This is a genomic window from Cuneatibacter caecimuris, assembly GCF_004216775.1.
GTDB lineage: Bacteria > Bacillota > Clostridia > Lachnospirales > Lachnospiraceae > Cuneatibacter > Cuneatibacter caecimuris.
The window spans coordinates 152,450-179,012 of sequence record NZ_SGXF01000001.1 but is presented as its reverse complement, the minus strand read 5'-3'; the positions used below and the strand labels follow the sequence as shown (position 1 = coordinate 179,012).

The window sequence follows — 26,563 nt, the reverse complement described above, 5'->3', positions numbered from 1 at the left end:
ACTGAAGGGAATAGATGGTAAATATTAAATGGTAATAGATACTAGAAATGCTAAAGTTGTTAAACTTTTAATATGGGGAACTCTACTTAGTTTTGGTATAACATGGTCTTATTCAAGTAATTATTATATATACGTTTTTATATCCCTGATTGCAACAGTATTTTCATTTGGTATTTTCTTTAGACGTTTTTCGGAAATTGAAATTAATTGCAGAAGAATATGTACGTTATTACTTATAATTTCATTTGTAACCGGGGTTATATTTAGGTTTAATCTTAAAAGTATGATAATGATAAATACATCTTTACTTTTCCCATTTGCTTTTTCTACATTAAATGTAGATGTAACCGATATAAAAAAAGGTAGTATTGCTGCGAGTTTACTTTCTCTGGTTATAGTATTTACTCAGATTCAAACAGGATTTTTGGGAAAAATAAATTCAAATACTTTTTCTTTTTTAGCATTTATGGGATTGTCAATTTCTTTTATCTGGTTTGAAATATCAGAGATAAAAATATTGCCGACACTATTTTTAACGGTTAGCTTTTTTATGCTATTGCAGACAGGCAGCAGGAACGCTGCTATAGTAATTGTTATTTGTCTTATCTTATTAATTATCCCTAGAAGAATTATATTGAAAAAAATAGTGTATCGTATAATCTATTTAGTTTCACTTGGGTACACTGTATTTGCTTTACATTTTATGGAATGGGGGCTATCTAACCCTACTATAAGTAATCTCTTGAATAATTATACTCAAAGCTTTTCCACAAAGGCCTGGGCGATGGAGGGACGTGCAGATTTCCTTGCAGAGATAAGTCAAAAAATTGCTGAATTAGATCTTTTTACAAAGGTATTTGGTGAAGGCGTATGCCAGCACTTGGGGCATAACTTGTTTTATCAATGTGTATTTTCTTGGGGATATTTTGGAACCATTCTCATTTATATTTTATTGATTTTGGTATTTGAAATGGGATATGAAGAAGCTAAAGATGGTAATAAAATTGTATTTGGGTGCGATATCATTTTAATAGGGCATATTATAATCAACGGCGCGGATGTTTATCTATTTGGACCAGAATCATGTAGTTTTTTACCATTGATAATTATGGGGTTAATAGTACAACAGTATATGTATCACCACTTTTATGTTAACAATGGGGGAGTGATAATGAAAACTAAAGGCAGGATTTTAAAGAAAAAAAGTCTGTAATGGATGGAGGAATATTGTGATACCCAAAATTATACACTATTGTTGGTTTGGCAGAAACCCAAAACCTGAGTTGGCGGAAAAGTGCATAGAAAGTTGGCATAGGATTTGTCCAGATTATAAGATAGTTGAATGGAATGAAGAGACGTTTGATATCAACTCAAATATGTATGTAAAACAAGCATATGAGGCAGGAAAATATGCGTTTGTTACTGATTATGTACGGTTGTTTGCCATCTATACAGTTGGTGGAATATACATGGATACAGATGTAATGATATTGAAGAATCTGGATCAATTTTTGAACCACGCTGCATTCTCGGGATTTGAAAGTAAGACGAAGATTCCAACCGGTATAATAGCTTCAGAAGCAGGACAGCCATTAATCGGTGAACTTTTGCATTATTATAACGATGCCAGATTTGCGAAAGAAGATGGCTCTTATAATATGACTACAAATGTAGAAATAATTACTGGGTTATTGACTTCACGAGGATTCAAACCTAATGGAGAATTTCAGGTTATTTCGGGCGTTGCTTTTTATCCACAAAATATATTTTGTCCGGATCACAAGAAATTAAATGATAAGGATTATATGAGAGATACAGTAACAATTCATTACTTTGCTGGTTCCTGGAAAAGTGAAGCAGCCAAGAAAAGAGAAGCTTCTTTATGGTGGAAAATGATAGCAAAACCAGCGATGCTTGTTTCCAAATTATTTAAAGCTTTGTTTGGAGATAAATGGGTAAGAATGAAAGATAAACTTCGAGACATATTGTTTCAATCGAGGTGAAAGATATGGAAAAAGATGTTGGGCTTGATTACATCAGAATAATAGCAATGTTCTTGATTTTTACATGCCATTTTTTTCAAATAATTGGATTTTATTCAGCGGCTTTCTGGCTAAATAATGGCGTTCAGATATTTCTTGTATTAAGTGCCTATCTAATGAGCAGAAAAACATTTTCAAGCGTTTCCTCTGCAATGGAATTTTATAAAAAAAGATTGCTGCGGATTATGCTTCCCATGTGGATATATCTTTTGTTTATTGTGTTAGCGCTATTTGCTATAAGATATCCGGTTTCTTTTAAAGCGGTAGCTGTTTATTTAATAGGAGGCGCTGGTTTTAGCACGGAAGGGGTATTGGGATTAGGTCATTTTTGGTACATTTCTGTTCTTTTAATTTGCTATCTGTTAGTACCCATACTGGACTGGTTACTTAAGAAAACAGTTGAATTGTTTTTAATTAAAAAGGCTATATTTATTCTGATTTTGTGTTTTACGCTATTAAGCTTTTTCTTAATTGTTGGATATCCAGCATATGGGATAAATATAAGCTTGTTCTGTATCGCATATGTGTTTTTTAGATATACTGATGAAAAAGTGGACTGGTATAATGGAGCGATTAAGAAATTATGGCTCCCCACAAGTATTTTGATTGCAATGAGAATACTTCTTGAGAAGATAAATATATCAGAAATGAGTATCTATGGGCTATATGATGCAGTATTTGTTAATCTTTCAAGATGTTTATTGGGTATGTTAGTATTCAGTTTGCTGTATAAGGGATTAAAGAAAATGGGCGAAAGACACATTATAAATTTTTTATCTGATTTGTCTTATGAGGTATATTTAACTCATCAGTTTATTTTGCTTGCAGTGTACAAATATATTCCTGGTGTTAGTTCTGGCGGAGGATATCTTTTAATGATATTAGTTTCTTTAATTCTAATCTTGATAAACTCGGCTGCAGTTAAATGGCTTAGTGATAATTTGATGAAAATGGTATATAATGTGCAGCTACGAAGGAATAAAGACAGATAACATTCATTAGGATTAAAAAAATAGTATCAGAGACAGTGCATGTATGGATTTATTTTTCTATATATGGAAATTTTTTATTAAAACATGGATAAAGATAACCCTGTGAAGTTACTTCGAAATTTGGATTAAGAGGATAAAAAATAAATGAGCATTAGACAAGAAGGTTTTAGACATGAAAATAAGTTTATTATTAGCAGAGCGCAAAAAATTTCTATTGAAAGTGCTATCCAGGGGGTTTTGCAAAAAGATAGACATTTGCTTGGTGATTCATATAATATAAGAAGCCTTTATTTTGATGATTATGAGCATACATGTTTTTATGAGAATGTTAATGGTACTGATCCTCGCGAAAAGTTCAGAATTCGTATATATAATGGTAAAAGCGAATTTATCCGACTGGAATTAAAAAGAAAACAAAATCTAATGACTCAAAAACTGCAGTGCAGAATGACGAAAGAACAAGTGGACACCGTAATTTGTGGAAAGCCATTGCAGAATTTTAGTACATTACCTCCTTTGTTAAAAAAATTCGAATTACAAAGACAATGTCGATTATTGCATCCGGATGTAATAACTGAATATGACAGAATTCCGTATACTTATAGTTTAGGAAATGTTAGAATTACATTTGATATGAATATTTCTGGTTCCATGGAATTCAGCAATTTTTTTTCAAGTAAAATGGCTAAGAGGCCTATTTTAATGCCGGATATGCTAATACTAGAAGTGAAGTACGATGAATTTTTGCCCGATTACATAGAAGAATTAATTTATACTGATACCGGGCAAAGAACAACTTTTTCTAAATTTTATTTATGTAAGTATTTTTTGAGCAGAGGATGAATCATATATGAAACAAAACAAGATAAATCCAAATATTTTTTTGTATATTCTAATTCTTGCTTTTCTTGTATTCTTTGTCGCCGTTACGTGCTTTATTCATATTCAATCATATGAAGATAAGGCAGCGATTAAGCTGAAAATTTTGATTAATCCTGCAGAAGATTCTAAAACAGTAAATGGATGGTATAATGAGAAAGATGGCAGATATTATTTTTTTCTCCCGGCAGAAACAACAAGCTTCGAAATTTTGGAAACAGAATCAAACTCGTTTCGAATTGTTGGGCTGGAAGATAAGCAGAGAGTTAGTGTGAATGATATTGAACTGAATTTTTCATATACAGCATCTATAAATCACAAAAAAGAAAATCTGAAAGAAATTGATGTTATTTTTATGCAATCAAGGAATATCCCCGCTTTATTCATTGAAACTGATAGCGGTAAAATGGACTACATAAATCAAAAGAAAGGAAATTCTGAAAAAGGAGCTATTAGTGTTCTATCATCTAACCCAGAGGAGCTATTTAATGGAAAAATAGAAAAACTAAGTGGGAGAGGAAATACTTCTTGGACAGGCTGTATAAAAAAAGGATATAAATTTTCACTATCAAACCCAACTAATTTGCTTGGATTGAAAAAATCGTGTGAGTGGGTATTAATTGCAAATGCCAGAAGTAATTATTTATCTAACTATATTTCTTTTTGGCTTGAAAAAGAAATTGGAAGGCAGAACACAACGGATTCGGCTTTTGTAGATTTGTATTTTAACGGAGAATATGCAGGAAATTATCTTTTGTGTGAAAAGATTTCTGTTGGAGAAAATGGTATTAATATAAAAGATCTTGAAAGAGTTAATGAGCTGACTAATCCTGGACAGAAAGCAAATAAATTGGAGCAGTTCATTAATAAATCTGAGACATTGAAAGCAGTTCTCTGGAAAAATGAACCGGAGGATATCACGGGGGGCTATCTTTTAGAGAGGGATGTGGCAGAATATTATGCAGAAGAAAAAAGTGGTTTTATCTTATCATCAGGAGATCATTATGTTATAAAATCACCTCAAAATGCAAGTATTGGTGAGGCTGAGTATATTAAAAACTATATGGAAGAGTTCTATCAGGCCGTGAGCAGTGAAAGCGGTTATAATAACAAAGGAAAATATTATACTGATTATATTGATATTGATAGTTTTGCGTTAAAGTATGTTTTGGAAGAGTTCCTTGCTTTTAATGATGCAGGAAGATCAAGTGCATATTATTTTAAAGATGCTAATGATATTTTAAAAGCGGGTCCAGGATGGGATTATGAAGGAGCTTTTCTTGGAAATTCTCAGCAGATTACAAAACTTAATGGGACAGCATTCAGTACAGATTTGTATGAAAAATTACTGCAACATGAAGATTTTGATAACCTTGTGAAGAAGTATTACGCTACCCGTTTGAAGCCTTCTGTTGAGACATTATTAGATGATCGTCTGACTGAATTTCAAAATAGAATTAATGCCTCTGCTGCTATGGATATGATCCGGTGGACTAGAGAAAGCTTTGCTGATAGCTGTCAAGATATCAGGAATTGGATCAATGAAAGAGTAAATTTTCTGGATGACCAGTGGTTGTCAGAGGATAAATATGTAACAGTTAAAGTTTTAAGCGAATGGGAGAATAATGTATACATCTATATTCAGCCGGGTGGAAAAATTTCAGAAGAGATGCTCCCAGAATATACCAGAGAGGGGTACTCTTTTGTAGGCTGGACCGACGCTAATGGAGAAATTTATGATTTTAATACGCCAATATTTGAAAACCTTACTCTGTATGCGATGTGGTCGTCAGTTGGACATTCAAAAATTAAACTGTTGCTGCAATATGGGGAGCGATTAGCTCCAGAAATATGTTTTGGCTTGTTATTTTTCATTGTAACTATTATGTATATGATCAAAGTAAGACAGGGAGGAAATAAAAAATGAATTTTGGAGACATTTTTAAAACAACGTTTCTGGATGGATATCAAGCATCCGACATTACTACCACATATGTGGTGTTTACATTAGCAATTACATGTATTATTTCATTGTATGTATTTATGATTTATAGGTTAACTTCAAAGAAGGTATTTTATTCTCTGAATTTTAACATCTCTCTCGTAGCAACTTCGTTGATTACAGCAACTATTATTTTTACAATTCAATCCAGTATTGTTATTTCATTAGGTATGGTTGGCGCATTGTCTATTGTACGCTTCAGAACAGCAATTAAAGATCCTATGGATTTGGTATATCTTTTTTGGGCAATTGCAATCGGTATTATATGTGGGGCAGGTTTAGCACAGTTTGCGGTGTTGCTTTCAATCTTGCTGACAGTAGTTATTGTCCTGCTTTCACGAATCAAGGATTTTGCGCACCCTCAGATTTTGGTGATTAATGCTGATACATTTGATGTTGAAAATACAATACTGGATTTTATAAAATCCAACCTTAAAAAATATAAGATTAAATCAAGAACTGTAAATCAAAATTCTTATAATATAGTAATTGAATGCTCTGTACATGAGGCGAACTCTATTGTGACTGATTTATATAAAATAGAGGGAGTTTATTCGGTGTCATTAGTTTCTCATGATGGCGAAGTAACATATTAAAAACATAAAATTGCAAGAGACTATGCTTTAATGACTCATCAGGAGGAGTCTATGAACTATCGAAAAAGAATAAAAATATGGTTTTCTGTTTTAAAATCTTTCATTTTATCTTTTTCTGGCATCGATGGATTTTTTTTGAATGCAGAGGAAACTATTAATGAAATTTTAAAAAGAAGATGCCTGATTCGCTTCGGGGATGGTGAATTTGGAATCTACCGCCAAAAAGATATCCATTACCAGAGGTGGTCTCCCGAGCTTCAGGAAGTTTTCGAAAAGATAAAGAATGAATACGAAGCGGATAACAAACACTGTTTATATCTGCTTGCGGTGCCAAAAAAGTTTTTGAGTGTTAACGGGTTTAAGCTCATGAAAAAGCGGGTCTATGTATCAAGTTGGGCTGAATCCAGATATGACTTTAAAAAGAGTTTTCGTCATGATATTCCATATGGTGATTCGTTTCTCTTCCAGAGCAACAATAAGAAAATCTATTCGCAAATTTGGAAAAACGAGGCATGCCCCAGCAATGTGATATTTATTCATAACTCTTGGGCATATGCAAAGTATTTTGCAAGTACATACAATAAAAATGTAACGTTTATCCAGTGCCCTTCTAAGAATGCGTTTGAGGAACTAAATGAGTTGGAAGCGCGCGTAATAAAGGCAGTAGAAGAGAATCACTGGACACCGGAAGATGTTATGCTGACGATTTCAGCTGGGCCTGCAGGAAAGGTGTTGGTTTATCGTTTGTCTAAGCGCGGATATTGGTGTATTGATGCCGGACATTGCTGGGATGATCCGCTGGAAGGGATTTAAAATGAAACGAGTTAGTGTTATTATTCCTGTATTTAATTCCGAAAAGTTTCTGGAGGAAACGCTGGACTCCGTTGCAGCACAGACATATCCGGAATTAGAAGTGATTTTAATTGATGATGGTTCTGTTGACCGGTCTGCTCAAATCTGCAGGGCGCGGACAGAGCAGGATAATCGCTTTCATTATTACAGAGTGGAGAATGGCGGTCCCAGTGCTGCCAGAAATATTGGCATAACGTATGCAACAGGAGAATATATCGGATTCTGTGATTCCGACGATTTGATCGATCCGAATATGTATCAGACAATGGTTGCATATATGGAGCAGCAGACCGCGGATATCGTTTTCTGTGATATCTACAGTGAGAGAGATCAGCGGAAATTTGGATTTCCCTGGCCGGATAGGACTATATTTCAATTGGAAGAGATTGGGCAGATATTGGTTGCTGCTTTAGTGGGAAACACAACGGATAATGATGCAAATGTCCCTTTGTGGGGAAGTGTTGTAAGATGTTTGTTTAAAGCGGATAAGATTAAAGATCATGCTGTCCGTTTTCCAGAGGATATTCACTTTGCGGAGGATTTGGTATTTACACTCCGGTATCTGGAAAAAGCTGGGAAGGCGGTCATATGTGACAAGGGTTTCTATTATTATCAATGTAATACCGAGTCTATTATGAATTCCTTTTTTGTGTATAAGAAAGGGATGTTTGAAGAGCGGAAAAGGCTGATTAATTACCTTTCTGAGATTATTCAAAAGTTTTCTGGTAGAGAAGAACTGGTAAGGCGGCTTACAGTTACTTCCAGGTGCTATTTTCGTGAATGCGTTGGAAATGCTTGCCGGGCGGCAGAAGGCAGAACAGAAAAGGACAAAAAAAACGAGCTGAAAGATATCCTGAATGATGATGGGGTAATTTCTGCCTTTGCAAATTTTGACGCGCTGGATAGGAAGGTGAAGGCGATCTCACTGTTGATAAAATACAGACAGGCATTTGCGATTCGAGCCTACTATTTATACAGATTTCATAAGAGGTGAAAGCAAAATGAGAGACCAGAAGCGAGTGATTGGATATGATTATCTTCGTGTAATCGCGATTTTTATGGTTGTAGTCATTCATGGTAATGTTGCATTTATAGCTGGTAATAATGAATCATCCAATATTATTGCTATGTGGATTGACGCATTTTGCCTTGTGTCTGTACCATGCTTTTTGATGATTTCTGGTGCGCTGTTGCTGGAGTCCGAGAGTTCGTTTCCGTTGAAGAATATGAGGAAGCGATTTACAAAACAGGGTATACCGTTTTTGGTGTGGAGTTTTATATACGTTTTTTTCAGAATCATTCTGAAAAAGATTCCCTTAAATAGTTTCGCATTTACCTCTCTTCTGTATGAGCCGGCCTACTACCAGTTCTGGTTTATGTACACCTTGCTGGCCATTTATTTACTTTTGCCGGTTTTAACAACCCTTGTACATCATATAAGCCGAAGAGTTTATCAGTACGTACTTGGCGTGTGGCTGCTTTTTTCTGTATTACAACCTATGCTGGAACATTTCTTTCCTTCGTTTAGATTATCCAGTCATGTTGATTTGGTCATGTGTGAGGGCTATTTAGGATATTTTCTTTTGGGATATTATTTGAAAAAATATGGTTCAGAAATTACAAAGAGAAATGCAATCCGGCTGTTTGTTTGCGGCTGTGCTATCACAGGCATTCTTGTGTGGAGTGAGTATGCCTTTTCGGGAATTAATTTTCAGGGTTATTTTTACAAAAATTATCTAACACCGGGTGTTGTATTAGCCTCAATTGGAGCATTTGCGTTTTTTCAAAACAGAACCTTTCGCCATGGTTACCTGATAACATGTTTATCTAATATTTCAATAGGCGTTTTCTATATTCATATGCTGGTGATGACGGCATTTGAGTATGCGGGATTCTCAGGGGCTAACAGTCTTTTCATTTGCGAGGTAAAATGTGCTGCTGTGTATGGGATATCTGTGGTGGTCTCTTTCTGCATCTCCAAGATTCCGGGGGTGAGGAAGATACTTTTGGGTATAAATTAACAAATGAAAGGAATTCGGAAGATGAAAGTCTTACAAATCGGGCTGTCCAGTATTATGGGTGGAATCGAAAGTTTTTCACTCAATTATTTTACAAAACTCAGTGAGTATGGAGTTCTGTTTGATTATGCGGATATCTATGGCGCGGGAATTGCCGGAGATGACAGAATAAAATCACTAGGCGGAAAAATTTTGACGCTGCCAAATTATAAAAGGAATCCGCTGCGTTTTATATCTCGGCTGACAAAGCTTTTGAAAGAAGAGCAGTACGATGCAGTGCATATCAATATTCAGACAGCAGCCAATATTCTGACAGTTTTAGCCGCAAACAGAGCTGGGATTATACCAGTTGTTCATGCGCATACTGTAAACGCCGTAGGTGCTTTTCGCTCTGTTCTTCACAGGATGAACGTTCATAAATTGAGAAAGATACCATGCATCCGTCTTGCCTGCAGTCAAGAAGCTGGAGAGTGGCTGTGGAGCGCACCGGATTTTCGGATTATACCCAATGCAGTTGATCTAAAACAATTTGCATTTTCTGCGGAAAACAGAAAACGGATAAGATCACAATTGTCTATTGAGGAAGATACCGTTCTTTTGGGATATGTCGGTCGCCTTGAGCCTGTAAAAAACCCGCTGTTTGCGGTACACATGTTTGAGCAGTATGTGAAAATGTATCCGAATGTGAAGATCAAGCTGATTATTGTGGGAGAAGGGAGCTTAACCCCTCAAATTAGGAATGAGATCCTGGAAAAAGGAATGGAAGATTCTGTAATTATGACAGGCATGCAGAAAAACGTAAGCCAATATCTTTCTGCAATGGATCTTTTTATTATGCCCAGTTTGCATGAGGCATTAAGCCTGGCGGCAGTTGAGGCTCAAGCTAATGGCTTGTGCTGCCTGTTTGCAGATACAATCTCTGCAGACTTAAATATTCTTGAAACAGCAGAATTTTTGCCTCTTGATAATGTGGAGCGCTGGGCAGAATACATTCATGCTTTAGCGGAAAAGCCTCGCTGCGGAAGAATTGCAGCTACAGAGATTGTAGAAAAAACACAGTTTAACATTAACCTATCCGCAGTAACGCTGTTGGATGTGTATCACGAAGCAATGCGCATAAATGGAAGGTAAGTATGAAAATTGAACATTTGATATCCACGATGCACCAAGCGGACGCAGCTTTTCTACAGGAGATAAAGTGTGTGGAAGATGTTCTTGTTGTGAATCAGACTAATATTGAACGGACAGACGAACAGGTAACATCTGATGGAAAGCGGCTGCGCATGATTTCAACAGAGGAACGGGGGCTTTCTAATAGCAGAAACATGCTTCTGAAAAATGCAGCAGGAGATATTGCCATTTTGGGTGATGATGATCTGATCTATCTGGATGGATATCTTGATAAAATCCAGAAGGCTTATCAGGAACATCCTGATGCTGATATTATTGCGTTTTCTTTTACAGAAAGTCTGACACAGAATACCCGCCGGCAGTTTAAAACTGCCAGAAAGCTGAACATTTTCACAATCAGTAAGGTTGCTTCTGTGGAACTGACGTTCCGAACTAAGCCGATCTCGGATGCTGATATATTTTTCTGTCCATTGCTGGGATTGGGCGCGAAATATGGTGCCTGTGAGGAGAATGCCTTTTTGGCGGATGCGCTTCGTGCAGGACTGACAATTTGGTACGTTCCGGAAACAATTTGTTATTTACGTCCGGATCCTCCTGGGCGGATGAAATGGCAGCAGGGATTTAATGAGGATTACTTTGTAAAGCGAGGGGCATGTTTTTACAGGATTTACCGGAAAGCATTTGCTTTGTTTTCTATTGCGTTTATTTTGCTGAAAAAGCGATCTATTTTCCGTGATGTGCCTATTGTAAGTGCCTGGAAATGGATGTGTGAAGGAAGGAAGCTGTATCAGAAGGACGAGGAGGAACAAGAATGTTCTTGAGCATTATTACGCCATCATACAACCGGGCATATACACTGGAGCGGCTGTATGCATCCTTAGTGGCACAAATAAATCAAGATTTTGAGTGGATTATTGTAAACGATGGATCAACGGACAACACGGAAGAGCTGATTCGAACACTTCAGCAGGAAAATATGATTTCGATACGTTACTTTTATCAGGAAAACGGTGGAAAGCAGCGGGCACATAATAAGGGAATCCAGGAGGCTTTGGGCGAACTGAGCGTATGCGTAGATTCAGATGATGCATTGAGTCCTGATGCCGTTGATAATGCAAAACAGATCTGGTCGAATTGTGACAAACAGAATCATATCGGTATCTTGGCAAAGCGGGGGGATTTTGAAAAACATGAACCGATTTGTGCTGATTGGCCAGATGCGCTTGAGGAATGCACGATGATGGGCCTTCAGGAAAAGTATGGTTTTACAGGCGATACCGTACTTTTTTTTAAAACATCCTTGATGAAAGAACACCCCTTTGCAGAGTTTGATGGGGAAAAGTTTGTTCCTGAGGACAGTCTATATGCGGATTTGGATGCTTATGGACCAATGCGATTATCTAAGGACGTGCTCTATTATTGCGAATATCTTCCGGATGGCTTGACATCCAACTACCGCCGATTGCTTCTGAATAACCCAATGGGCACTTCTTTTTGTTATTACCGCAGGATGCTGCGCAGCGGGGATTTACCGAATCGGATAAAAAACGCAATTATATCGCAAGCATTTTTAATGCAATCAGGACGAAAAGCAGAGTATCCGCGCAATGGTCACGCAATTGAAATGATGCTTGGCTGGTTGTGTGCGCCGCTGTATCGTAAGCTGAAGAAGATGGATGAGGGAGAAAAGTGATAATCCCCCCAATAATTTATTATTGCTGTTTGAACGTAGTCCGAATACAGCATATACAAAAATACATAGTAAACTAGATTTACTGGTGAGAAATTGTATGAGGTGATAAAATCATATATTACTTTTTAGAGGAAAGAAAGAGGTAGCGTTTAAAATACAATGAAGAAAATACTGATTCTGTCTTATTACTACAAACATAAAAATGCAATGGCCTCAGTCAGGGCTATTAAATTGGCAAAGTATTTTGCACGAAAATGCTGCGATGTGACGGTATTGACATCTAGCCAGCAGGATACCTGGACTAAAAATTATCTGACGCCGTGCCCGGATCCTCAGATAACTGAAATTTACGCTCCAGAAGTAAAAAGATGGACCAAAATCAAGGGTTATCTGGACCATCGCAGAAGATCAGGACAAGCCCGGCTTACCAATCAGGCAAACGCGATGCCTAAACAGGTAAGTGCAGTTCAGAATGCTAAGCCTAGCCTAAAAGCGCGGCTGAAAGGCTATCTTGGCTGGCAGTTTTATTTCAACATTGCGAAGCAGGAAGATATCTGCATGTTTATGGGATTAAAGAAGACTTTCCTGGAAAAGAAACTGCCCCAGTTTGATACCGTGATTGCTACGTATCCCACCTATGGAGCTTTCCTAATGGGTATATGGCTGAGAAAAAACGGATACTGCAAGCAGTTGATTGCTGATTTTCGGGATCCTTTGTATAACCCTGGATTTAGGAATAGAAAGCAGGAAGCTGACTATGATTTGAAATGTCTTAAAAATATCCTGAATGCTGCCGATCGGGTTGTCTGTGTTTCTAAGGGAATTGCAGATGGTATCCGTCAAGCGGATCCTAGTTGCGATAAACCTATTGATATCATAACCAATGGTTTTGATCCGGATGATGCTGCTCAGAGCGGTATCCATGTAGATTTCGATAAGACAAAGCTGAATTTTGTATATACTGGAACTCTGTATCACGGAAAACGCTGCGTTGATATGCTGGCTGGCGTTTTGAAAGAATTAATCATGGAAGAAAAGATTCCTGCAGATGGATTTACGTTTGAGTATGCAGGTCCCGACTTTCCGGAGTTGATCACACAGCTTAAGGCATATGGTTTAGAGAATGCGGCAGTTGATCACGGTTTTGTTTCAAGAGAGGAATCTATTGCCATGCAGAAGGAGGCTGACGCGCTGCTTCTTCTGACCTGGAATGAAAAAGCATATCAAGGGGTTGTTCCCGGAAAGCTATTTGAATATATGGCGATCAGAAATGTTCCGATCATCGCGCTTGTAACTGGTGATGTTGTGAACAGTGAGGTTGCTCAGCTAATCAATGCATCGAAGGCGGGCTGTGCCTGTGAAGCAGCTGCGACTGAGGACCTTTCTCTGCTGAAAGAATATGTGCTTGGGTTATTTAATCGCGAGGCGCACTGTGATAGTGATGTGGATAAATTCAGCTATGAAGCAATTAGCATTGAGTATTTAAAACGAATGTGAGGTAAGTAAAATGATTAATGTAATTGGTTTGGGCTATATTGGCCTTCCTACGGCTCTTATGATGGCGTCTCACGGAGTGGAGGTTATCGGTACAGATTACAATAAGGAACTTGTTGACACACTGAGGGCTGGATATACGACCTTCAAAGAGGACGGCATTGATGAACTGTTTCAGGCCGCTTTAAATGCAGGTATTAAGTTCAGTACAGAGTATCAGGTGACGGATACTTACATTGTCTCTGTTCCGACACCCTATGACAAGTTCAGCAAAAAAGTAGATGCCTGCTATGTTATTTCGGCGGTCAAAAGCGTTATGGCTGTTTGCCCTAAGGGCGCAACTGTCGTGATTGAGTCTACCATTTCTCCGGGAACCATCGACAAGTATGTCCGTCCTGTGATTGAAGCAAACGGTTTTACGATTGGTGAGGATATCCATCTGGTCCATGCCCCTGAGAGAATCATTCCCGGAAACATGGTCTATGAGCTGCTGCATAATAACCGGACGATTGGGGCGGATAACAAAGAAATTGGAGAAAAGGTGAAAGCATTGTACGCATCTTTCTGTCAGGGAGAAATCGTTGTAACAGATATTCGTACTGCGGAAATGACGAAAGTCGTTGAAAACACCTTCCGTGCAGTAAATATCGCTTTTGCAAATGAATTGGCAAAAATATGCCGTCACGACAATATGGATGTATATGAAATCATCCGTATTTGCAATATGCACCCCAGAGTCAATATTCTGCAGCCCGGTCCTGGTGTTGGCGGACACTGCATCAGTGTGGATCCCTGGTTTCTGGTTGGTGACTATCCCTCTCTGGCAAAGGTGATTGACGAGTCTATGAGAACCAATGACGGTATGCCTGATTTCGTTTTGAACCGCATTTACGAAATTATGAAGGAAAAGGGTCTGAAGGAGATCGGACGAGTTGGCCTGTATGGTTTGACTTATAAGGAAAATGTGGATGATATGAGGGAATCTCCCACACTCCAACTGCTGGAGAGCCAGGAACGCCATCTGGCTACCGGTTTAAAGGTTTACGATCCGCTTATTACGAAGGATGTTGTGGCAAATCAGTTCCATGATCTGGACACATTTCTGGATGCCGTTGATATGGTGGTTATTATGGTTGCCCATAGCGAAATCAGGGAGCATATGGTCGAGTTGAAAAATAAGGTTGTGCTGGATACACGCAATATCTGCAATTTAGACGGAGTCTTTAAACTGTAAAATCAGATTCCCTGGGTAGAATGGAGAAGACATGAAGCTATTCGGTAGAAAATCATCAGTTGGCGGTGACGCAATATATTTGACAGTTTCGAGAGTTGCAGTATCATTAATTGGATTGGCTACATCAATGCTTCTGGCGAGATTTAGAACGCTGGAGGAATTTGGTACTTATTCTCAGATCATAATGGTGACAGACCTTGTTTCAACTATTTTAATGTTAGGCCTGCCGAATAGCATAAACTATTTCCTGGCAAAAGCTGAAACAGAAGAGGAAAAGAAGAGGTTTATGTCCATTTATATGACCTTAAGTACCATTTTGATGGCAGCAATTGCGCTGTGCCTTTTTTGTGCAGTTCCGATGATTATCCGCTACTTTAATAATCCGGCAATTACAGCATTCGCGTATGTTTTTGCGATTTATCCATGGTCCTCCCTGATGATTAACAGCTTGGGAAATACATGTGTCGTCTACGGCAAGGCTAACCGGTTGATTATATTTAACGTTTTTTATGCTATTTCGACATTGTTGGTTCTGCTGTTTACGAAGGCGGTAGGGATGTCTTTCCAGCAGTACATGGCGTTGTATATGGCAGTGATGATGGGCTTTGCTTTATTTGCTTTAGGCTGGATTAATAAGCTGGTGGGAGCTATCAGGCCCTTGCTTTCAAAAAGAATAATAAAAGAGGTCTTTGCATTTTCTGTTCCAATGGGACTTGCTTCGGTTGTTGGCACACTGAATGCGGAGCTGGATAAGCTCGTGATTGGAAAATTTTTTACAACAGAAGAATATGCGATCTTTGCTAATGCTGCGAAAGAACTGCCTGTGACGATCCTGGCCACCTCTTTGACTGCGGTTCTGCTGCCGAAATTTGTTAGGTTGCTTGGCCGCGGAAAGAATGAGAAGGCAGTTGAGATGTGGGGCTATGCCGCGAATCTTTCGTTCTGTTTTATGTCTCTCATTGTCGGCGGTTTTATCGTATTTGCACCTGATATAATGTCCCTGTTTTATTCCGAGAAATATGTGACTTCCGGTGGTGTCATGGTTTTCAGAATCTATGCGGTGATTTTGTTATTCAGGGCAATTTACTGGGGGATTATTCTAAATGCCACTGGAAAAACAAAATTTGTTTTTTATAGTTCTCTGCTTACCCTGACTTTGAACTTTGCAGGTAATATCGCTTTCTGCTTTGTCATTGGTTTTATTGGCCCGGCTGTTTCCAGTCTTGTGGTCACATCAATTATGGCAGTAGTTCAGCTTGGTTTTTCCAGCCGGATCATTCATGTTCCTTTTTCCAGGATTATGCCATGGAAAAAAATCGGGATGTATATTGCAGAGACAGCTCTGCTGGGGGGTGTTTTCTCAGCGGTCCGGTATGGAGTTTTCTCTGGAATAAGCCGTCAGATTTCAATTGTGACTTCTATCGGACTGGGAATTATTTGGATGATCCTTTATGTATGGATCAACAAAAAGGATTTGCTGACCAATTGGAGGCAGCTTAACAGTGTCACATATGAATGAGGTAAAGCGATGAAGGATTTACGAAAATACAGTATTAAGCAATACATGCGGGCAGGATTTAGTTTTTTGAAAAAAATCGGAGCTCAATGTATCGGATATATCTTTTATGATCACCAGTATCTAAAGGGCAAAGAATTCAGCAGCTATAAATATACGAATGGATGGCGCTGGGTAATGGAGAATTTTTTTATTCAGAAGATTATTGGATACCAAAGACATATTCCTTTCCCTGTTTCATTTCGTTCTCAATTCATGAATTGGGAAAATTTTATATTCGATATCGATGATCTGGAAAATTTCCAAAAAGGCGGATGTTATTTCCAGGCAGCATCTGATGCTTATATTCGAATTGGAAAAGGGACTTTTATAGCGGCCAATGTCGGTATAATAACTGCTAATCATGATGTACAGGATTTGAAAAAACATATGCCTGGAAAAGATGTAAATATCGGACAGAATTGCTGGATTGGAATGAATTCCACAATTTTACCGGGGGTTACGTTAGGTGATGGGACAGTTGTGGGCGCCGGAAGCGTTGTAACAAAGAGTTTTCCCAATGGCCATTGCGTTGTCGCGGGCAATCCAGCGAAGATTATAAAGGAGATTTTGTATGATAAAACGGCTTATATGTAAACTAACGAGTCTGGGGGGGGGAGTTACTCCAATAAAAAACATGGGTGAAAACTGCGTAATAATGCCGGACTGTGTTTTCGGGCACCCTGACAATATATTCCTGGGCGACAATGTTTACATTGGAGAAGGAACAAAGATCTATGCACAGGGAAAAGTGACTATCAAAAGTGGGACGATTCTTGCTGACACAGTGGACATACGAACTGCAAATCATTACTACGATGGTATAGAACTGAATATGCTTCCCTTTGATGAAAAGGTATTAGTATCTTCTGTCTCGATTGAAGAGAATGTATGGATTGCATCACATGTTCTCATTCTACCGGGTATTACAATAGGTGAAGGAGCCATAGTCGCTGCGGGTGCTGTAGTTACTAAAGATGTTCCAGCCTTTGCTGTTGTCGGGGGAAACCCGGCTAGAGTCATTAAATATCGCGATGAAAAAAGATATGATGAATTGAAACGACAAAACAAAATTTTCATGAAAGAGTATCAGACAATGGAACGTAAAATAATTAAAGAAAAAGAGATTGGGTGAGGGATGAACATGAAAAAAGTGATGCTGGTTTTTGGTACGCGGCCCGAAGCAATAAAAATGTGTCCGCTGGTGAATGAACTGAAGGGGCGAAAAACCATTGAGACAATCGTATGCGTGACCGGTCAGCACCGACAGATGCTGGATCAGGTTTTGGAGGCGTTTCATGTTGTTCCGGATTATGATTTGTCGATCATGAAGGACAAGCAGACGTTGTTCGATGTTACGGTCAATATTCTGGAGCGTATCAAGGATATCCTGGAAAAGGTGAAGCCTGATGTTGTTCTTGTGCATGGAGATACCTCCACGACTTTTGTGACGGCTCTTGCTTGTTTCTATCTGCAGATTCCGGTTGGTCATGTTGAAGCTGGGCTTCGCACATACAATATTTATTCTCCTTACCCGGAAGAATTTAACCGTCAGGCAGTCGGAATTATTAGCCAATTCAATTTTGCACCCACCGAGCTCTCAAGAAATAATCTTCTCAGGGAAGGCAAGAGGCCTGAGACGATCTATGTCACAGGCAACACCGCAATTGATGCGCTGAAGACCACGGTCTGCTCGGAGTACACGCACCCTGAGTTAGAGTGGGCTGCAGGGAGTCGCCTGATCCTGATTACAGCACATCGTCGTGAAAATCTTGGTGAACCGATGAAGAACATGTTTCGGGCAATTCGCCGTGTCATGGACGAGCAGCCAGATGTCAAAGCTATTTATCCGATCCATATGAATCCTGTAGTTCGCGAGACCGCGAATTCTATTCTGGGTGATGATGAACGAATCCATATTATTGAGCCGTTGGATGTGCTGGATTTCCATAATTTCCAGGCGCGCAGCCATCTGATTCTCACGGATTCCGGCGGAATCCAGGAAGAAGCCCCCAGTCTTGGAAAGCCTGTTCTAGTCATGCGCGACACGACAGAACGCCCTGAGGGTATCGCCGCGGGTACTTTGAAGTTGGTGGGTACAGAGGAAGAGGTTATTTACCGGAATTTTACCGAATTGCTGACTGACGAGGGTGCCTACCAGGCTATGGCGCACGCGGCAAATCCGTATGGAGACGGCCGAGCTTGTGAGAGAATTGCAGATATTCTCGAAGCACATTTAACTAAACAGCAGGACTGATGCTGAACACGATAGCGAAGCCTTTTAGCAAATTTTTTATTCTGGCGCGGTGTTTGAAAGAATTATCCCATTCTTATATCTTTATTGAAACAGGAAAAACGCGTGTATTCATAAAGTATTAATGAATTGCTCTACGCTCTTTCCGATTGTATTTAGCTCTTATAGCATATAAGAATCTTAGGATCTTCCTGTGTGCGATTTGTATCTGTCTATCTGCTGGCATAGAGATTTTTCGACGGTTTTATTGTAGCTATGTAAAAGAAATCTCCTTGAGAGAGGAATATTTTAAATGAGCAGTAATCAACGTAAACCATTTATAGATATGGCAAAAGGAATTGGAATTATTTTGGTTATATTTGGTCATGCAATGACTGGTGAAAACATTATCGTATCGTGGCAATGCACATTTTTTATGCCTATGTTTTTTATATGCAGTGGTTTGTGCTATACTAAGCCAAAGGCATTGTTAGAAAATGTAAGGAAAACATTAATCCCTTATTATATGGGGGGGGGATTGGCCTCTGCATAGAAATGAGCTTGCTTTTAACAAAAGATGGGTTGGATATCGCACAAATTGTACAGAGAATATTTAGTTTCTTGATTGGGACAAGTATGTGGAACTATCCACTGTGGTTTTTAGTCGCATTCTTTGTCTGTAAATGTGTATTTGACTGGATAATGATGATATCTTTTGAGAGAAAATCGAGTACATATATTCAAAGTATGGCTGCACTATTATGTTTTGCTGTTGGACTGTGTCTGGCAAATTTGCGAAGGAAATATGGATTCTTTTACCCCTTTCGGGCAGATATTGGCATTACATTGGTCCCTTTTATGCTGATTGGATATTATTCAAAGCAAATTGTCGACCACATGGCATGTCTTCCTATTTTGAAACAGATGGCCTCAGTGTGCGTATTACTGGCAATCAACGTTGCTTCGTTTTGTCATAACACTCTTGTTTCGGTCAACAGTAGTGACTATGGAAATCCAGTATTCTTTCTCATAGGTGCAGTAAGTGGGAGCTATTTTGTAATTCTTCTTTGTCAGATAATTTGCAGGATACCTGCATTAGAAAAGGTTCTGTCTTGGTATGGGAGAAATTCGTTAACGATTATGTGCAGTCATGCGATTGTTTTAATGTTCCTGGCAAAGTTATTTCTGATGGTTAAGCGTTTTATTGACATTTCTAATGGTTTATTGGATTCAGCTAAATTTGTATGTTGTGTCCTTGCAATGATTCCTTTATGTTTGCTGCTAAGTGCTGTAAAGGTGCGGTACGGCGCACACTAAAAGAGTATTATACTTTTCTGTAGACAAAAAAATTACGATTGGAGAAGCTATGGATGGTAACTTACTCCATATAGATTGAAACAAAAACCATCCCATCACCAGACCCTAAAGGAAGCAAACCCATGTCTGAATTAAACAAACTCACATCCCATACCAAACAAGGAATCATGCAGGAACTTCTGGAAGCAGTATCCGAATCCTATCAGGATCTCACCCCGGAAGGAGACCACCCCTCTCTCCAGGAAATATCCGATCAGTTTGACCTGAACCCATTAAAGGTACGCAAGCTCCTGATCACAGCAGGAGTTTACGAATCCGCTGTATCAGATAAGGTGAACCGCCTGTTTCAGTCAGGAAAATCCATACAGGAGCTAATGGATGAGACCGGACTTTCCAGAGCGTCAATTCATTCCTACCTTCCATATGTCAAAGCGGCATATAAGGGAGCGGAAACCAGTGAGACAGCAGAGAGAATCAGGAAGTACCGGGAGAGAAAACGGAGGCTGAAAGCATTAAAAGAAGATATGACTGAAGAAAACCTGTGGAATTCAGTGGTAGCCTTTCAGAGCTATCCATTTCGTACTTTGTCAGGGCTTCCATTTAAATATACGTTAAAGGCAGGACGCAGCGGCCGGCTGACAAAGGAATTGTGGATCGACCGGCGGGAAAACAGCAAGAGCCTGGCATGGAGCAGTGTGATGCTGGCCTTTCGGAACGCGCAGGAGATCCGCGGGGAGCTGGAGAGGCCAAAGGCTCTTGGGGATATCAGGGGAATTTCTTATATCTATCCGATTTTCTGGAGATTCGGCATAATCAGAGTGCCGGAGAAAAATGCCATACAGATGGAGATTCAGCAGCGCAGGACCAGAAAAATAGAATGATAGATAAATCAGCCTGATCGCGGTTCTGCCGGACAGGAAGCCGCAGAATTCCCGCATGCCTTCAAATTTTCCTGCTTCCCCTCCCTCAAATTCTATGCTATAATACAAAAAGCACAAACATAAGAGTCCGGGGCTTTTGCCGGGCGCAGAGGGAGATTTGGAATGTCAGCACAGAATAAACAGAACATATTTACCGTAAAGCGGATTAAAAACCTGGAGCAGTTTTTTGTACCCTTTTCACCGTTCACACGTATGCCTTACGTGGAATGCGACAAGGATACGTTTGACGATCAGGTACATCTTTTTGACAGCGAGGAAACGGTAAAAGCGTTTGTAAAAGAACAGATAGAAGAGCTGCAGACGCCCATGCAGACTGTCCGGGTGGAAAAAGCGCAGATTCCCGGCTTTTGGATGAGCCTGTATACCCAGGGCGTGAACGCGGTGATGATCCATGAAGGGGAGAGCGGCCCGGTGAGAGTGGAACTGGAAGAGATTCATGAAAAGCCGGATATTGAAAAACTCAATGCGGGCAAGCTTCCGCTGGTAAATCCCCAGCTTCAGCTGACAGCCGTGTATTTTATGCAGGAACTCCGCAAGAGGAATCCTGCGGATGCGGATGAGCTGACCAGAAAGCGGCTGCAGGAGATGGAAGAAGAGATGATGGTGAACCTGGAGCGGAGCCGCTATATCATTGCAGTGGAGACCACAGGGGACGAGGGTGAAACTGATCCCAAGAAGCTGGCGCAAAATGTTAGGATTCCCTGCCTGAAAGGCAAAAACGGTGAAGTATACCAGCCTCTGTTCACAGATATGGGGGAATTCCGGAAGTTCTACAATGGTAAGAAAGAAAAAATGCGTCTTGGCGCGGTTCCTTTTGCGAAGCTGAATGAGTTCCTGAACCAGGAGGCGGTAGGTTTTTTGCTGAATCCTTCCACGCTGCAGCTGGTTCTTGCGCGGGAAAAGCTGGAACAGATGACGAATGCCTGACGGAACTTTTTTATCAAGGAAGCTGAGAAAGCCGCAGCTAATCCAATTTGAAAGAAAAATATAAAAATATAAATGACGCCCGGGAAATGCCGATGCTTCAACAGAAGCGGTATTTCCCGGGCGTGTTTTTTCAGACACAATGCGGAACAACATTGTTTGCGCAGCTCCTGCAGGGGGCTACCTGTCTTCCAGCCACTTCTCAATTTTGCTTTTCATCACTTCAAAAGCCACCTCATTCATCCCGCTGTTGATCACCAGATCAGCCAGGGAACGGGTGGGCTCCACATAAAGGTAGTGCATGGGCTTGACGGTAGACAGATACTGGTCCACAATCCCTTCCAGATCCCGGCCTCTTTCTTTCACGTCCCGGATGACCCGGCGGAGGATGCGCTCGTCCGCGTCTGCCTCCACAAAAATTTTAACATCCAGCATATCTCTCAACAGGGGATCGGACAGTACCAGAATTCCTTCCACCAGAATAATTTCCCTGGGTTCTATGTGGATGGTGCGTCTGCTGCGGTTATGCGTGCTGAAATCGTAAACCGGAGAGTCGATGGGGTTTCCGGCTTTTAATTCCCGGAGATCCCGGACCAGCCGGTCTGTTTCCAGCGCGTCCGGGTGGTCATAATTGACTTTTTTTCTTTCTTCAGGAGGCACGCTGTCCTGGGAGCGGTAGTAATTATCGTGATAGAGCACGGCGATCCGGCTGCCAAATGCGGCCTTGAGCCTGTTGGTAAAGGTGGATTTGCCGGAACCTGTGCCTCCGGCGATGCCAATGATCTTCATTTGTAAAATCCTCCGTCATAACTTTTCGGTAAAGAGCTGAAATTTGATGCAGCCACACGCAGATTCGGCCATAGACCCCGCCACGGCCTCAGCGGGAAGCCTGCAAATCCTTCAGTTCCTGCAGCAATTCCAAATCTTCTTTCTGTACCTTCAGATTAGCAGTCATGCTGCGCCCGTCGGGAAGGGTGATGGTCATTTCCAGTACAGAGCCCTCCTGGAGTCCGTTGGCGGCTGCGGCCTGAAGGAAGGGAGGGAATTTCGGATGCCTTTTCTTAAACTGTTCCCAGCCGTTTTTCAGCTTCATCATTTTTATCGGATTCATTGTTCTGCTCATTTCATTTCTCCAGTCATAAAATTTCCGTTATAAAATATCCCGAACCAGCTCCGCCGGAAAAGCTGTTTCCTCAAGCAGCCTGCGGCACCATGTGAAATCCCCTACATGCTTAGCACCGTGGCTGTCGCTGCCCAGGATAATGGGGACATTGTGGCGGGCGCAGGCTTCCAGTAAAAGTATGTCATAGCGGCGGGAATCGCCGCGATAACCGTGAGGGGACAAGGAAGAATTATTTAGTTCCGGCAGAACTCCGGCTTTTTTTGCCGCCATCACGAGGACGTCATAATCCAGAGGGTATTTTTCGTCGTCAGGGTGTCCGATAATGCGCACATGAGGGGCTGCCATGGCCCGGATCAGAGCAGTGGTATTCTGCTCCGCAGTGCCGGAACGGAAGCACTGGGGATGCAGGCTGATGACAGCATAGTCCAGGGTGCGCAGGATATCTTCAGGGAGATCAACTTTGCCTGAGAAGTCCAGTACATTGAGCTCGGCTCCAAAACAAAGCCGCACGCCGTAACGTTCCCTGGCGCTGTAGCGTAGGTTTCTGAAATAGGATATGGAAGCCGCTCCCGGCATAGCCGGAGCGTGGTCGGAAATCCCCAGAATCTGGATTCCTTTTGCCGCGGCGGCCCGGGCCAGCCGGTCGATGGTATCCCTGGTGCCGTGCCCGCTGGCAATGGTGTGTGTATGATAATCTGTATACATAAAAGACGCCTCTTTTCAAAAATCCGGGAAAATGGATCTGATATTATGAAATACTATAAAACAGATTGAACGTGGTGTCAAGAAGAGGCGCTTTCTGCCAGCTTTAATGCAATTCAGTATTACAAAAAGAATTTATAAAAAATGTGTAATGATGTGGTTTTATGTGGCTTTTGCGAAAAATCAACCTGGATTATTCTGTGGGATGTATTGACATTGTGAGTAAAATCAGGTATAATATCTTCATCAAAATAAGGAGAGGTGTCTACATGGAAAGATATCAGATTTATGATGTCCCCAAGCCTGCCAGGATTTCGCGGCTGATCGAGGCCATGTACGCGAAGATGCCGGAGGTGGAGGCTTCCCGCGCGGTGCTGATTACAGAATCTTACCGCGAAACAGAGGGACAGCCCATCATGGACCGCAGGTCCAAGGCGTTCGTACATATTCTGGACAACATCCCCATGGTCATCCGGCCAGATGAGCTGATTGTGGGAAGCCCCACTGTCGCGCCCAGAGGCTGCCAGACGTTCCCGGAATTTTCCTGGGAGTGGCTGAACGCGGAACTGGATACCCTGGAGACCAGGGCGGCCGATCCCTTCTATATTTCAGAAGAGACGAAGGCGAAGCTTCGGGAAGTGAACCCCTACTGGAAGGGCAGAACCACCAGCGAACTGGCCACATCTCTGATGGCGCCGGAGACTCTGCTGGCCATCAAGCACAATATATTTACTACCGGAAACTATTATTATAATGGAATCGGGCATATCAACGTGCAGTATGACAAGGTGCTGGCAGTTGGTTTTGAAGGGATTATTGAGGAAGTAAAAGAAGCCAGGGCGAAGTGCGGCTTCGGCGATGCGGATTATGACAGAAGGACTCATTTTTATGATGCTGTGATCCGCAGCTGCGAAGCAGTGATCCGCTATGCAGGCCGTTATGCGGATCTGGCGGAGAAGGAAGCGGCGGCCTGTTCCGACCCGGCGCGCAGAGCCGAACTGGAACAGATTGCGAAGAACTGCCGCCGTGTACCCGCCAGGGGAGCCACCAGCTTCTTCGAAGCCTGCCAGAGCATGTGGTTCGTGCAGTATCTGCTGCAGCTGGAGTCCAGCGGCCATTCCATATCCCCGGGACGTTTTGACCAGTGGATGTACCCTTATTATAAAGCGGATCTGGAGAACGGACGGATTACGCCTGAATTTGCCCAGGAACTGATCGACTGCATCTGGGTGAAGCTCAACGACCTGAACAAGGTGAGAGACGCCGCTTCCGCGGAAGGTTTTGCGGGATACGGACTGTTCCAGAACCTGATCGCGGGAGGCCAGGATGAGAACGGAGAGGACGCGACAAATGATCTTTCCTTCATGTGCCTGCAGGCTTCCATGCACGTGCAGCTGCCCCAGCCTTCCCTGTCCGTCCGTGTCTGGAACGGCACGCCCCATGAATTTCTGGTAAAGGCTGCGGAACTGACCAGGACCGGCGTAGGCCTTCCTGCCTATTATAATGACGAAGTGATTATTCCTGCGCTGATGAGCCGGGGCGCTTCTTTGCAGGAGTCCAGGAATTATTCCATCATCGGGTGCGTGGAGCCCCAGGTTCCGGGCAGGACAGACGGCTGGCATGACGCTGCGTTCTTCAACATGTGCCGCCCCTTGGAGATGGTATTCTTCAATGGTATGGAAAACGGCGAGCAGGTGGGGCCGCGCACCGGGGAAGTGGAGAATATGACTTCCTTCCAGCAGGTGTGGGACGCTTACAAGGCGCAGATGGAATATTTCATCAGCCTGCTGGTCAATTCGGATAACGCCATTGACAGGGCGCATTCCCTTCTGTGTCCGCTGCCCTGGGAATCCTGTATGGTGGAGGACTGCATCGGCAGAGGCCTGGCTGTGGAGGAAGGCGGAGCGGTTTATAACTTTACCGGACCCCAGGGTTTTGGAATCGCCAACATGACAGACGCGCTTTACGCCATCAAGAAGCTGGTTTTCGATGAGAAAAAGGTTACTATGGCAGAGATGAAAAAAGCCATGCTGATGAATTTTGGCAAGAGCATTACGCCGGAATTTGCAGAACAGGTGACTGTGAATATTGTAAAAGAGATGCAGGCCAAGGGACAGCCGGTGAACAGCGGCCAGATCGCTCAGATTCTTGCGGCAGTGATCGGGGCAGGTATCCCGGAGAAAGACAAGAAACGTTTTGAGGAGATTCTGGAGCTGATCGACGGAGTGGACAAGTACGGCAACGACCTTCCGGAAGTGGATGAGTTTGCGAGAGAAGTGGCCTATCTCTATACCCGCCCTATGCAGAACTACAGGAATCCCCGGGGCGGCCAGTATCAGGCGGGCCTGTACCCGGTGTCCGCGAACGTGCCCCTGGGGGCCCAGACAGGAGCCACTCCCGACGGACGGCTGGCGGGGCAGCCTATTGCGGACGGCGTGGGGCCAGCGTCAGGAAGAGACGTCCATGGACCTACGGCGACGGCGAATTCCGTGGCGAAGCTGGATCACATCATTGCTTCCAACGGCACCCTGTTCAATCAGAAATTCCATCCCAGCGCCCTCAGCGGCAGAAGGGGGCTGGATAACTTTGTGAACTTGATCCGCAGTTTCTTCGACCAGAAAGGCATGCACATGCAGTTCAATGTGGTGAGCCGGGAAACTTTGATCGACGCCCAGCAGCACCCTGAGAATTATAAACATCTTGTGGTGCGCGTGGCCGGTTACAGCGCGCTGTTCACCACCCTGTCCAGATCGCTGCAGGATGACATCATTAACAGAACCACCCAGCAGGGCTATTGACCCGGCGGGAATGAGGAGGAACCCCTTGAACGAGCAA

Annotated in this window: 26 protein-coding genes; 23 read left to right on the top strand and 3 right to left on the bottom strand. The window is 41.8% G+C overall.

The annotated features are described in order from the left end of the window. Positions 1-28: 28 nt before the first annotated feature. The 22 genes from EV209_RS00875 to EV209_RS00775 all read left to right on the top strand — a co-directional run bounded on the left by EV209_RS00875 (position 29) and on the right by EV209_RS00775 (position 21,906). Complete coding sequence (locus EV209_RS00875) at positions 29-1,213, top strand: hypothetical protein (RefSeq protein WP_130432132.1); 1,185 nt, start codon at positions 29-31, stop codon at positions 1,211-1,213. Between the two features lie 16 nt (positions 1,214-1,229). Beyond that, positions 1,230-2,003 (top strand): glycosyltransferase family 32 protein, encoded by a 774-nt coding sequence (locus EV209_RS00870; RefSeq protein ID WP_130432130.1) that lies wholly within the window; start codon positions 1,230-1,232, stop codon positions 2,001-2,003. Between the two features lie 5 nt (positions 2,004-2,008). Then, positions 2,009-3,034 carry an acyltransferase family protein gene (locus EV209_RS00865; protein ID WP_130432128.1) on the top strand — a complete coding sequence of 342 codons (1,026 nt, stop codon included), beginning with the start codon at positions 2,009-2,011 and terminating at the stop codon, positions 3,032-3,034. A 144-nt stretch (positions 3,035-3,178) separates the two neighbouring features. Continuing rightward, positions 3,179-3,877 (top strand): polyphosphate polymerase domain-containing protein, encoded by a 699-nt coding sequence (locus EV209_RS00860; protein WP_130432126.1) that lies wholly within the window; start codon positions 3,179-3,181, stop codon positions 3,875-3,877. 7 nt (positions 3,878-3,884) lie between these two features. After that, complete coding sequence (locus EV209_RS00855) at positions 3,885-5,840, top strand: CotH kinase family protein (protein ID WP_130432124.1); 1,956 nt, start codon at positions 3,885-3,887, stop codon at positions 5,838-5,840. Continuing rightward, on the top strand, positions 5,837-6,511 hold the full coding sequence (locus EV209_RS00850; RefSeq protein WP_130432122.1) for a DUF4956 domain-containing protein: 675 nt from the start codon (positions 5,837-5,839) through the stop codon (positions 6,509-6,511). The genes EV209_RS00855 and EV209_RS00850 overlap by 4 nt, the downstream gene beginning before the upstream one ends. A gap of 51 nt (positions 6,512-6,562) precedes the next feature. Further along, positions 6,563-7,324 carry a GT-D fold domain-containing glycosyltransferase gene (locus EV209_RS00845; protein WP_165388770.1) on the top strand — a complete coding sequence of 254 codons (762 nt, stop codon included), beginning with the start codon at positions 6,563-6,565 and terminating at the stop codon, positions 7,322-7,324. Between the two features lies 1 nt (position 7,325). Beyond that, on the top strand, positions 7,326-8,357 hold the full coding sequence (locus tag EV209_RS00840; RefSeq protein ID WP_165388769.1) for a glycosyltransferase family 2 protein: 1,032 nt from the start codon (positions 7,326-7,328) through the stop codon (positions 8,355-8,357). A gap of 7 nt (positions 8,358-8,364) precedes the next feature. After that, positions 8,365-9,384 carry an acyltransferase gene (locus EV209_RS00835; protein WP_130432116.1) on the top strand — a complete coding sequence of 340 codons (1,020 nt, stop codon included), beginning with the start codon at positions 8,365-8,367 and terminating at the stop codon, positions 9,382-9,384. Positions 9,385-9,387: 3 nt separating this feature from the next. Beyond that, positions 9,388-10,512 carry a glycosyltransferase gene (locus EV209_RS00830; protein WP_130432114.1) on the top strand — a complete coding sequence of 375 codons (1,125 nt, stop codon included), beginning with the start codon at positions 9,388-9,390 and terminating at the stop codon, positions 10,510-10,512. 71 nt (positions 10,513-10,583) lie between these two features. Continuing rightward, positions 10,584-11,333, top strand: coding sequence for a glycosyltransferase (locus EV209_RS00825; protein WP_165388767.1), 750 nt, complete (start codon positions 10,584-10,586; stop codon positions 11,331-11,333). Then, on the top strand, positions 11,324-12,205 hold the full coding sequence (locus EV209_RS00820) for a glycosyltransferase family 2 protein (RefSeq protein WP_130432110.1): 882 nt from the start codon (positions 11,324-11,326) through the stop codon (positions 12,203-12,205). The genes EV209_RS00825 and EV209_RS00820 overlap by 10 nt, the downstream gene beginning before the upstream one ends. 159 nt (positions 12,206-12,364) lie before the next feature. After that, entirely contained in the window at positions 12,365-13,702 is a 1,338-nt protein-coding gene (locus EV209_RS00815; protein ID WP_130432108.1) for a glycosyltransferase, read from the top strand. A gap of 10 nt (positions 13,703-13,712) precedes the next feature. Continuing rightward, positions 13,713-14,933, top strand: coding sequence for a nucleotide sugar dehydrogenase (locus tag EV209_RS00810; protein WP_130432106.1), 1,221 nt, complete (start codon positions 13,713-13,715; stop codon positions 14,931-14,933). Positions 14,934-14,964: 31 nt separating this feature from the next. After that, entirely contained in the window at positions 14,965-16,452 is a 1,488-nt protein-coding gene (locus EV209_RS00805) for a lipopolysaccharide biosynthesis protein (protein ID WP_130432104.1), read from the top strand. 9 nt (positions 16,453-16,461) lie between these two features. Beyond that, on the top strand, positions 16,462-17,085 hold the full coding sequence (locus EV209_RS16765) for an acyltransferase (RefSeq protein WP_130432102.1): 624 nt from the start codon (positions 16,462-16,464) through the stop codon (positions 17,083-17,085). After that, on the top strand, positions 17,063-17,623 hold the full coding sequence (locus tag EV209_RS00795; protein ID WP_165388766.1) for an acyltransferase: 561 nt from the start codon (positions 17,063-17,065) through the stop codon (positions 17,621-17,623). Before EV209_RS16765 ends, EV209_RS00795 begins: the two co-directional genes overlap by 23 nt. Positions 17,624-17,632: 9 nt before the next feature. Beyond that, positions 17,633-18,745 carry a non-hydrolyzing UDP-N-acetylglucosamine 2-epimerase gene (gene wecB / locus EV209_RS00790; protein WP_130432100.1) on the top strand — a complete coding sequence of 371 codons (1,113 nt, stop codon included), beginning with the start codon at positions 17,633-17,635 and terminating at the stop codon, positions 18,743-18,745. Between the two features lie 289 nt (positions 18,746-19,034). Continuing rightward, positions 19,035-19,274 carry an acyltransferase family protein gene (locus EV209_RS00785; RefSeq protein ID WP_130432098.1) on the top strand — a complete coding sequence of 80 codons (240 nt, stop codon included), beginning with the start codon at positions 19,035-19,037 and terminating at the stop codon, positions 19,272-19,274. A gap of 2 nt (positions 19,275-19,276) precedes the next feature. After that, entirely contained in the window at positions 19,277-20,038 is a 762-nt protein-coding gene (locus EV209_RS16195; protein WP_165388765.1) for an acyltransferase family protein, read from the top strand. 122 nt (positions 20,039-20,160) lie between these two features. Beyond that, positions 20,161-20,919, top strand: coding sequence for a hypothetical protein (locus tag EV209_RS16555; RefSeq protein WP_243647463.1), 759 nt, complete (start codon positions 20,161-20,163; stop codon positions 20,917-20,919). Between the two features lie 162 nt (positions 20,920-21,081). Further along, on the top strand, positions 21,082-21,906 hold the full coding sequence (locus EV209_RS00775) for an SseB family protein (protein WP_130432095.1): 825 nt from the start codon (positions 21,082-21,084) through the stop codon (positions 21,904-21,906). A gap of 177 nt (positions 21,907-22,083) precedes the next feature. On the opposite strand, the gene udk is transcribed toward EV209_RS00775, so the two are convergent. From udk to EV209_RS00760, 3 genes are all read right to left on the bottom strand, one after another. After that, positions 22,084-22,692: a uridine kinase gene (gene udk, locus EV209_RS00770; RefSeq protein ID WP_130432093.1), complete on the bottom strand. Its 609-nt coding sequence runs from the start codon at positions 22,690-22,692 to the stop codon at positions 22,084-22,086. An 88-nt stretch (positions 22,693-22,780) separates the two neighbouring features. After that, the gene (locus EV209_RS00765; protein ID WP_243647462.1) at positions 22,781-23,026 is read right to left on the bottom strand and encodes an SRPBCC family protein; all 246 of its coding nucleotides are present in this window, start codon (positions 23,024-23,026) and stop codon (positions 22,781-22,783) included. Positions 23,027-23,053: 27 nt separating this feature from the next. Then, positions 23,054-23,731 carry a phosphatase gene (locus tag EV209_RS00760; RefSeq protein ID WP_130432091.1) on the bottom strand — a complete coding sequence of 226 codons (678 nt, stop codon included), beginning with the start codon at positions 23,729-23,731 and terminating at the stop codon, positions 23,054-23,056. A gap of 266 nt (positions 23,732-23,997) precedes the next feature. Here EV209_RS00760 and EV209_RS00755 point away from each other — a divergent pair, with 266 nt between their 5' ends. Beyond that, complete coding sequence (locus EV209_RS00755) at positions 23,998-26,526, top strand: glycyl radical protein (RefSeq protein ID WP_130432089.1); 2,529 nt, start codon at positions 23,998-24,000, stop codon at positions 26,524-26,526. Positions 26,527-26,563 lie beyond the last annotated feature (37 nt).

Excerpts from the sequence above, each read along its gene's own strand:
- EV209_RS00875 (WP_130432132.1), top strand. The coding sequence starts at position 29 with ATGGTAATAGATACTAGAAATGCTAAAGTTGTTAAACTTTTAATATGG.
- EV209_RS00865 (WP_130432128.1), top strand. The coding sequence starts at position 2,009 with ATGGAAAAAGATGTTGGGCTTGATTACATCAGAATAATAGCAATGTTC.
- EV209_RS00860 (WP_130432126.1), top strand. The coding sequence starts at position 3,179 with ATGAGCATTAGACAAGAAGGTTTTAGACATGAAAATAAGTTTATTATT.
- EV209_RS00855 (WP_130432124.1), top strand. The coding sequence starts at position 3,885 with ATGAAACAAAACAAGATAAATCCAAATATTTTTTTGTATATTCTAATT.
- EV209_RS00850 (WP_130432122.1), top strand. The coding sequence starts at position 5,837 with ATGAATTTTGGAGACATTTTTAAAACAACGTTTCTGGATGGATATCAA.
- EV209_RS00845 (WP_165388770.1), top strand. The coding sequence starts at position 6,563 with ATGAACTATCGAAAAAGAATAAAAATATGGTTTTCTGTTTTAAAATCT.
- EV209_RS00840 (WP_165388769.1), top strand. The coding sequence starts at position 7,326 with ATGAAACGAGTTAGTGTTATTATTCCTGTATTTAATTCCGAAAAGTTT.
- EV209_RS00835 (WP_130432116.1), top strand. The coding sequence starts at position 8,365 with ATGAGAGACCAGAAGCGAGTGATTGGATATGATTATCTTCGTGTAATC.
- EV209_RS00830 (WP_130432114.1), top strand. The coding sequence starts at position 9,388 with ATGAAAGGAATTCGGAAGATGAAAGTCTTACAAATCGGGCTGTCCAGT.
- EV209_RS00820 (WP_130432110.1), top strand. The coding sequence starts at position 11,324 with ATGTTCTTGAGCATTATTACGCCATCATACAACCGGGCATATACACTG.
- EV209_RS00815 (WP_130432108.1), top strand. The coding sequence starts at position 12,365 with ATGAAGAAAATACTGATTCTGTCTTATTACTACAAACATAAAAATGCA.
- EV209_RS00810 (WP_130432106.1), top strand. The coding sequence starts at position 13,713 with ATGATTAATGTAATTGGTTTGGGCTATATTGGCCTTCCTACGGCTCTT.
- EV209_RS00805 (WP_130432104.1), top strand. The coding sequence starts at position 14,965 with ATGAAGCTATTCGGTAGAAAATCATCAGTTGGCGGTGACGCAATATAT.
- EV209_RS16765 (WP_130432102.1), top strand. The coding sequence starts at position 16,462 with ATGAAGGATTTACGAAAATACAGTATTAAGCAATACATGCGGGCAGGA.
- EV209_RS00795 (WP_165388766.1), top strand. The coding sequence starts at position 17,063 with ATGATAAAACGGCTTATATGTAAACTAACGAGTCTGGGGGGGGGAGTT.
- wecB (WP_130432100.1), top strand. The coding sequence starts at position 17,633 with ATGAAAAAAGTGATGCTGGTTTTTGGTACGCGGCCCGAAGCAATAAAA.
- EV209_RS00785 (WP_130432098.1), top strand. The coding sequence starts at position 19,035 with ATGAGCAGTAATCAACGTAAACCATTTATAGATATGGCAAAAGGAATT.
- EV209_RS16195 (WP_165388765.1), top strand. The coding sequence starts at position 19,277 with ATGAGCTTGCTTTTAACAAAAGATGGGTTGGATATCGCACAAATTGTA.
- EV209_RS16555 (WP_243647463.1), top strand. The coding sequence starts at position 20,161 with ATGTCTGAATTAAACAAACTCACATCCCATACCAAACAAGGAATCATG.
- EV209_RS00775 (WP_130432095.1), top strand. The coding sequence starts at position 21,082 with ATGTCAGCACAGAATAAACAGAACATATTTACCGTAAAGCGGATTAAA.
- udk (WP_130432093.1), bottom strand. The coding sequence starts at position 22,692 with ATGAAGATCATTGGCATCGCCGGAGGCACAGGTTCCGGCAAATCCACC.
- EV209_RS00765 (WP_243647462.1), bottom strand. The coding sequence starts at position 23,026 with ATGAGCAGAACAATGAATCCGATAAAAATGATGAAGCTGAAAAACGGC.
- EV209_RS00760 (WP_130432091.1), bottom strand. The coding sequence starts at position 23,731 with ATGTATACAGATTATCATACACACACCATTGCCAGCGGGCACGGCACC.
- EV209_RS00755 (WP_130432089.1), top strand. The coding sequence starts at position 23,998 with ATGGAAAGATATCAGATTTATGATGTCCCCAAGCCTGCCAGGATTTCG.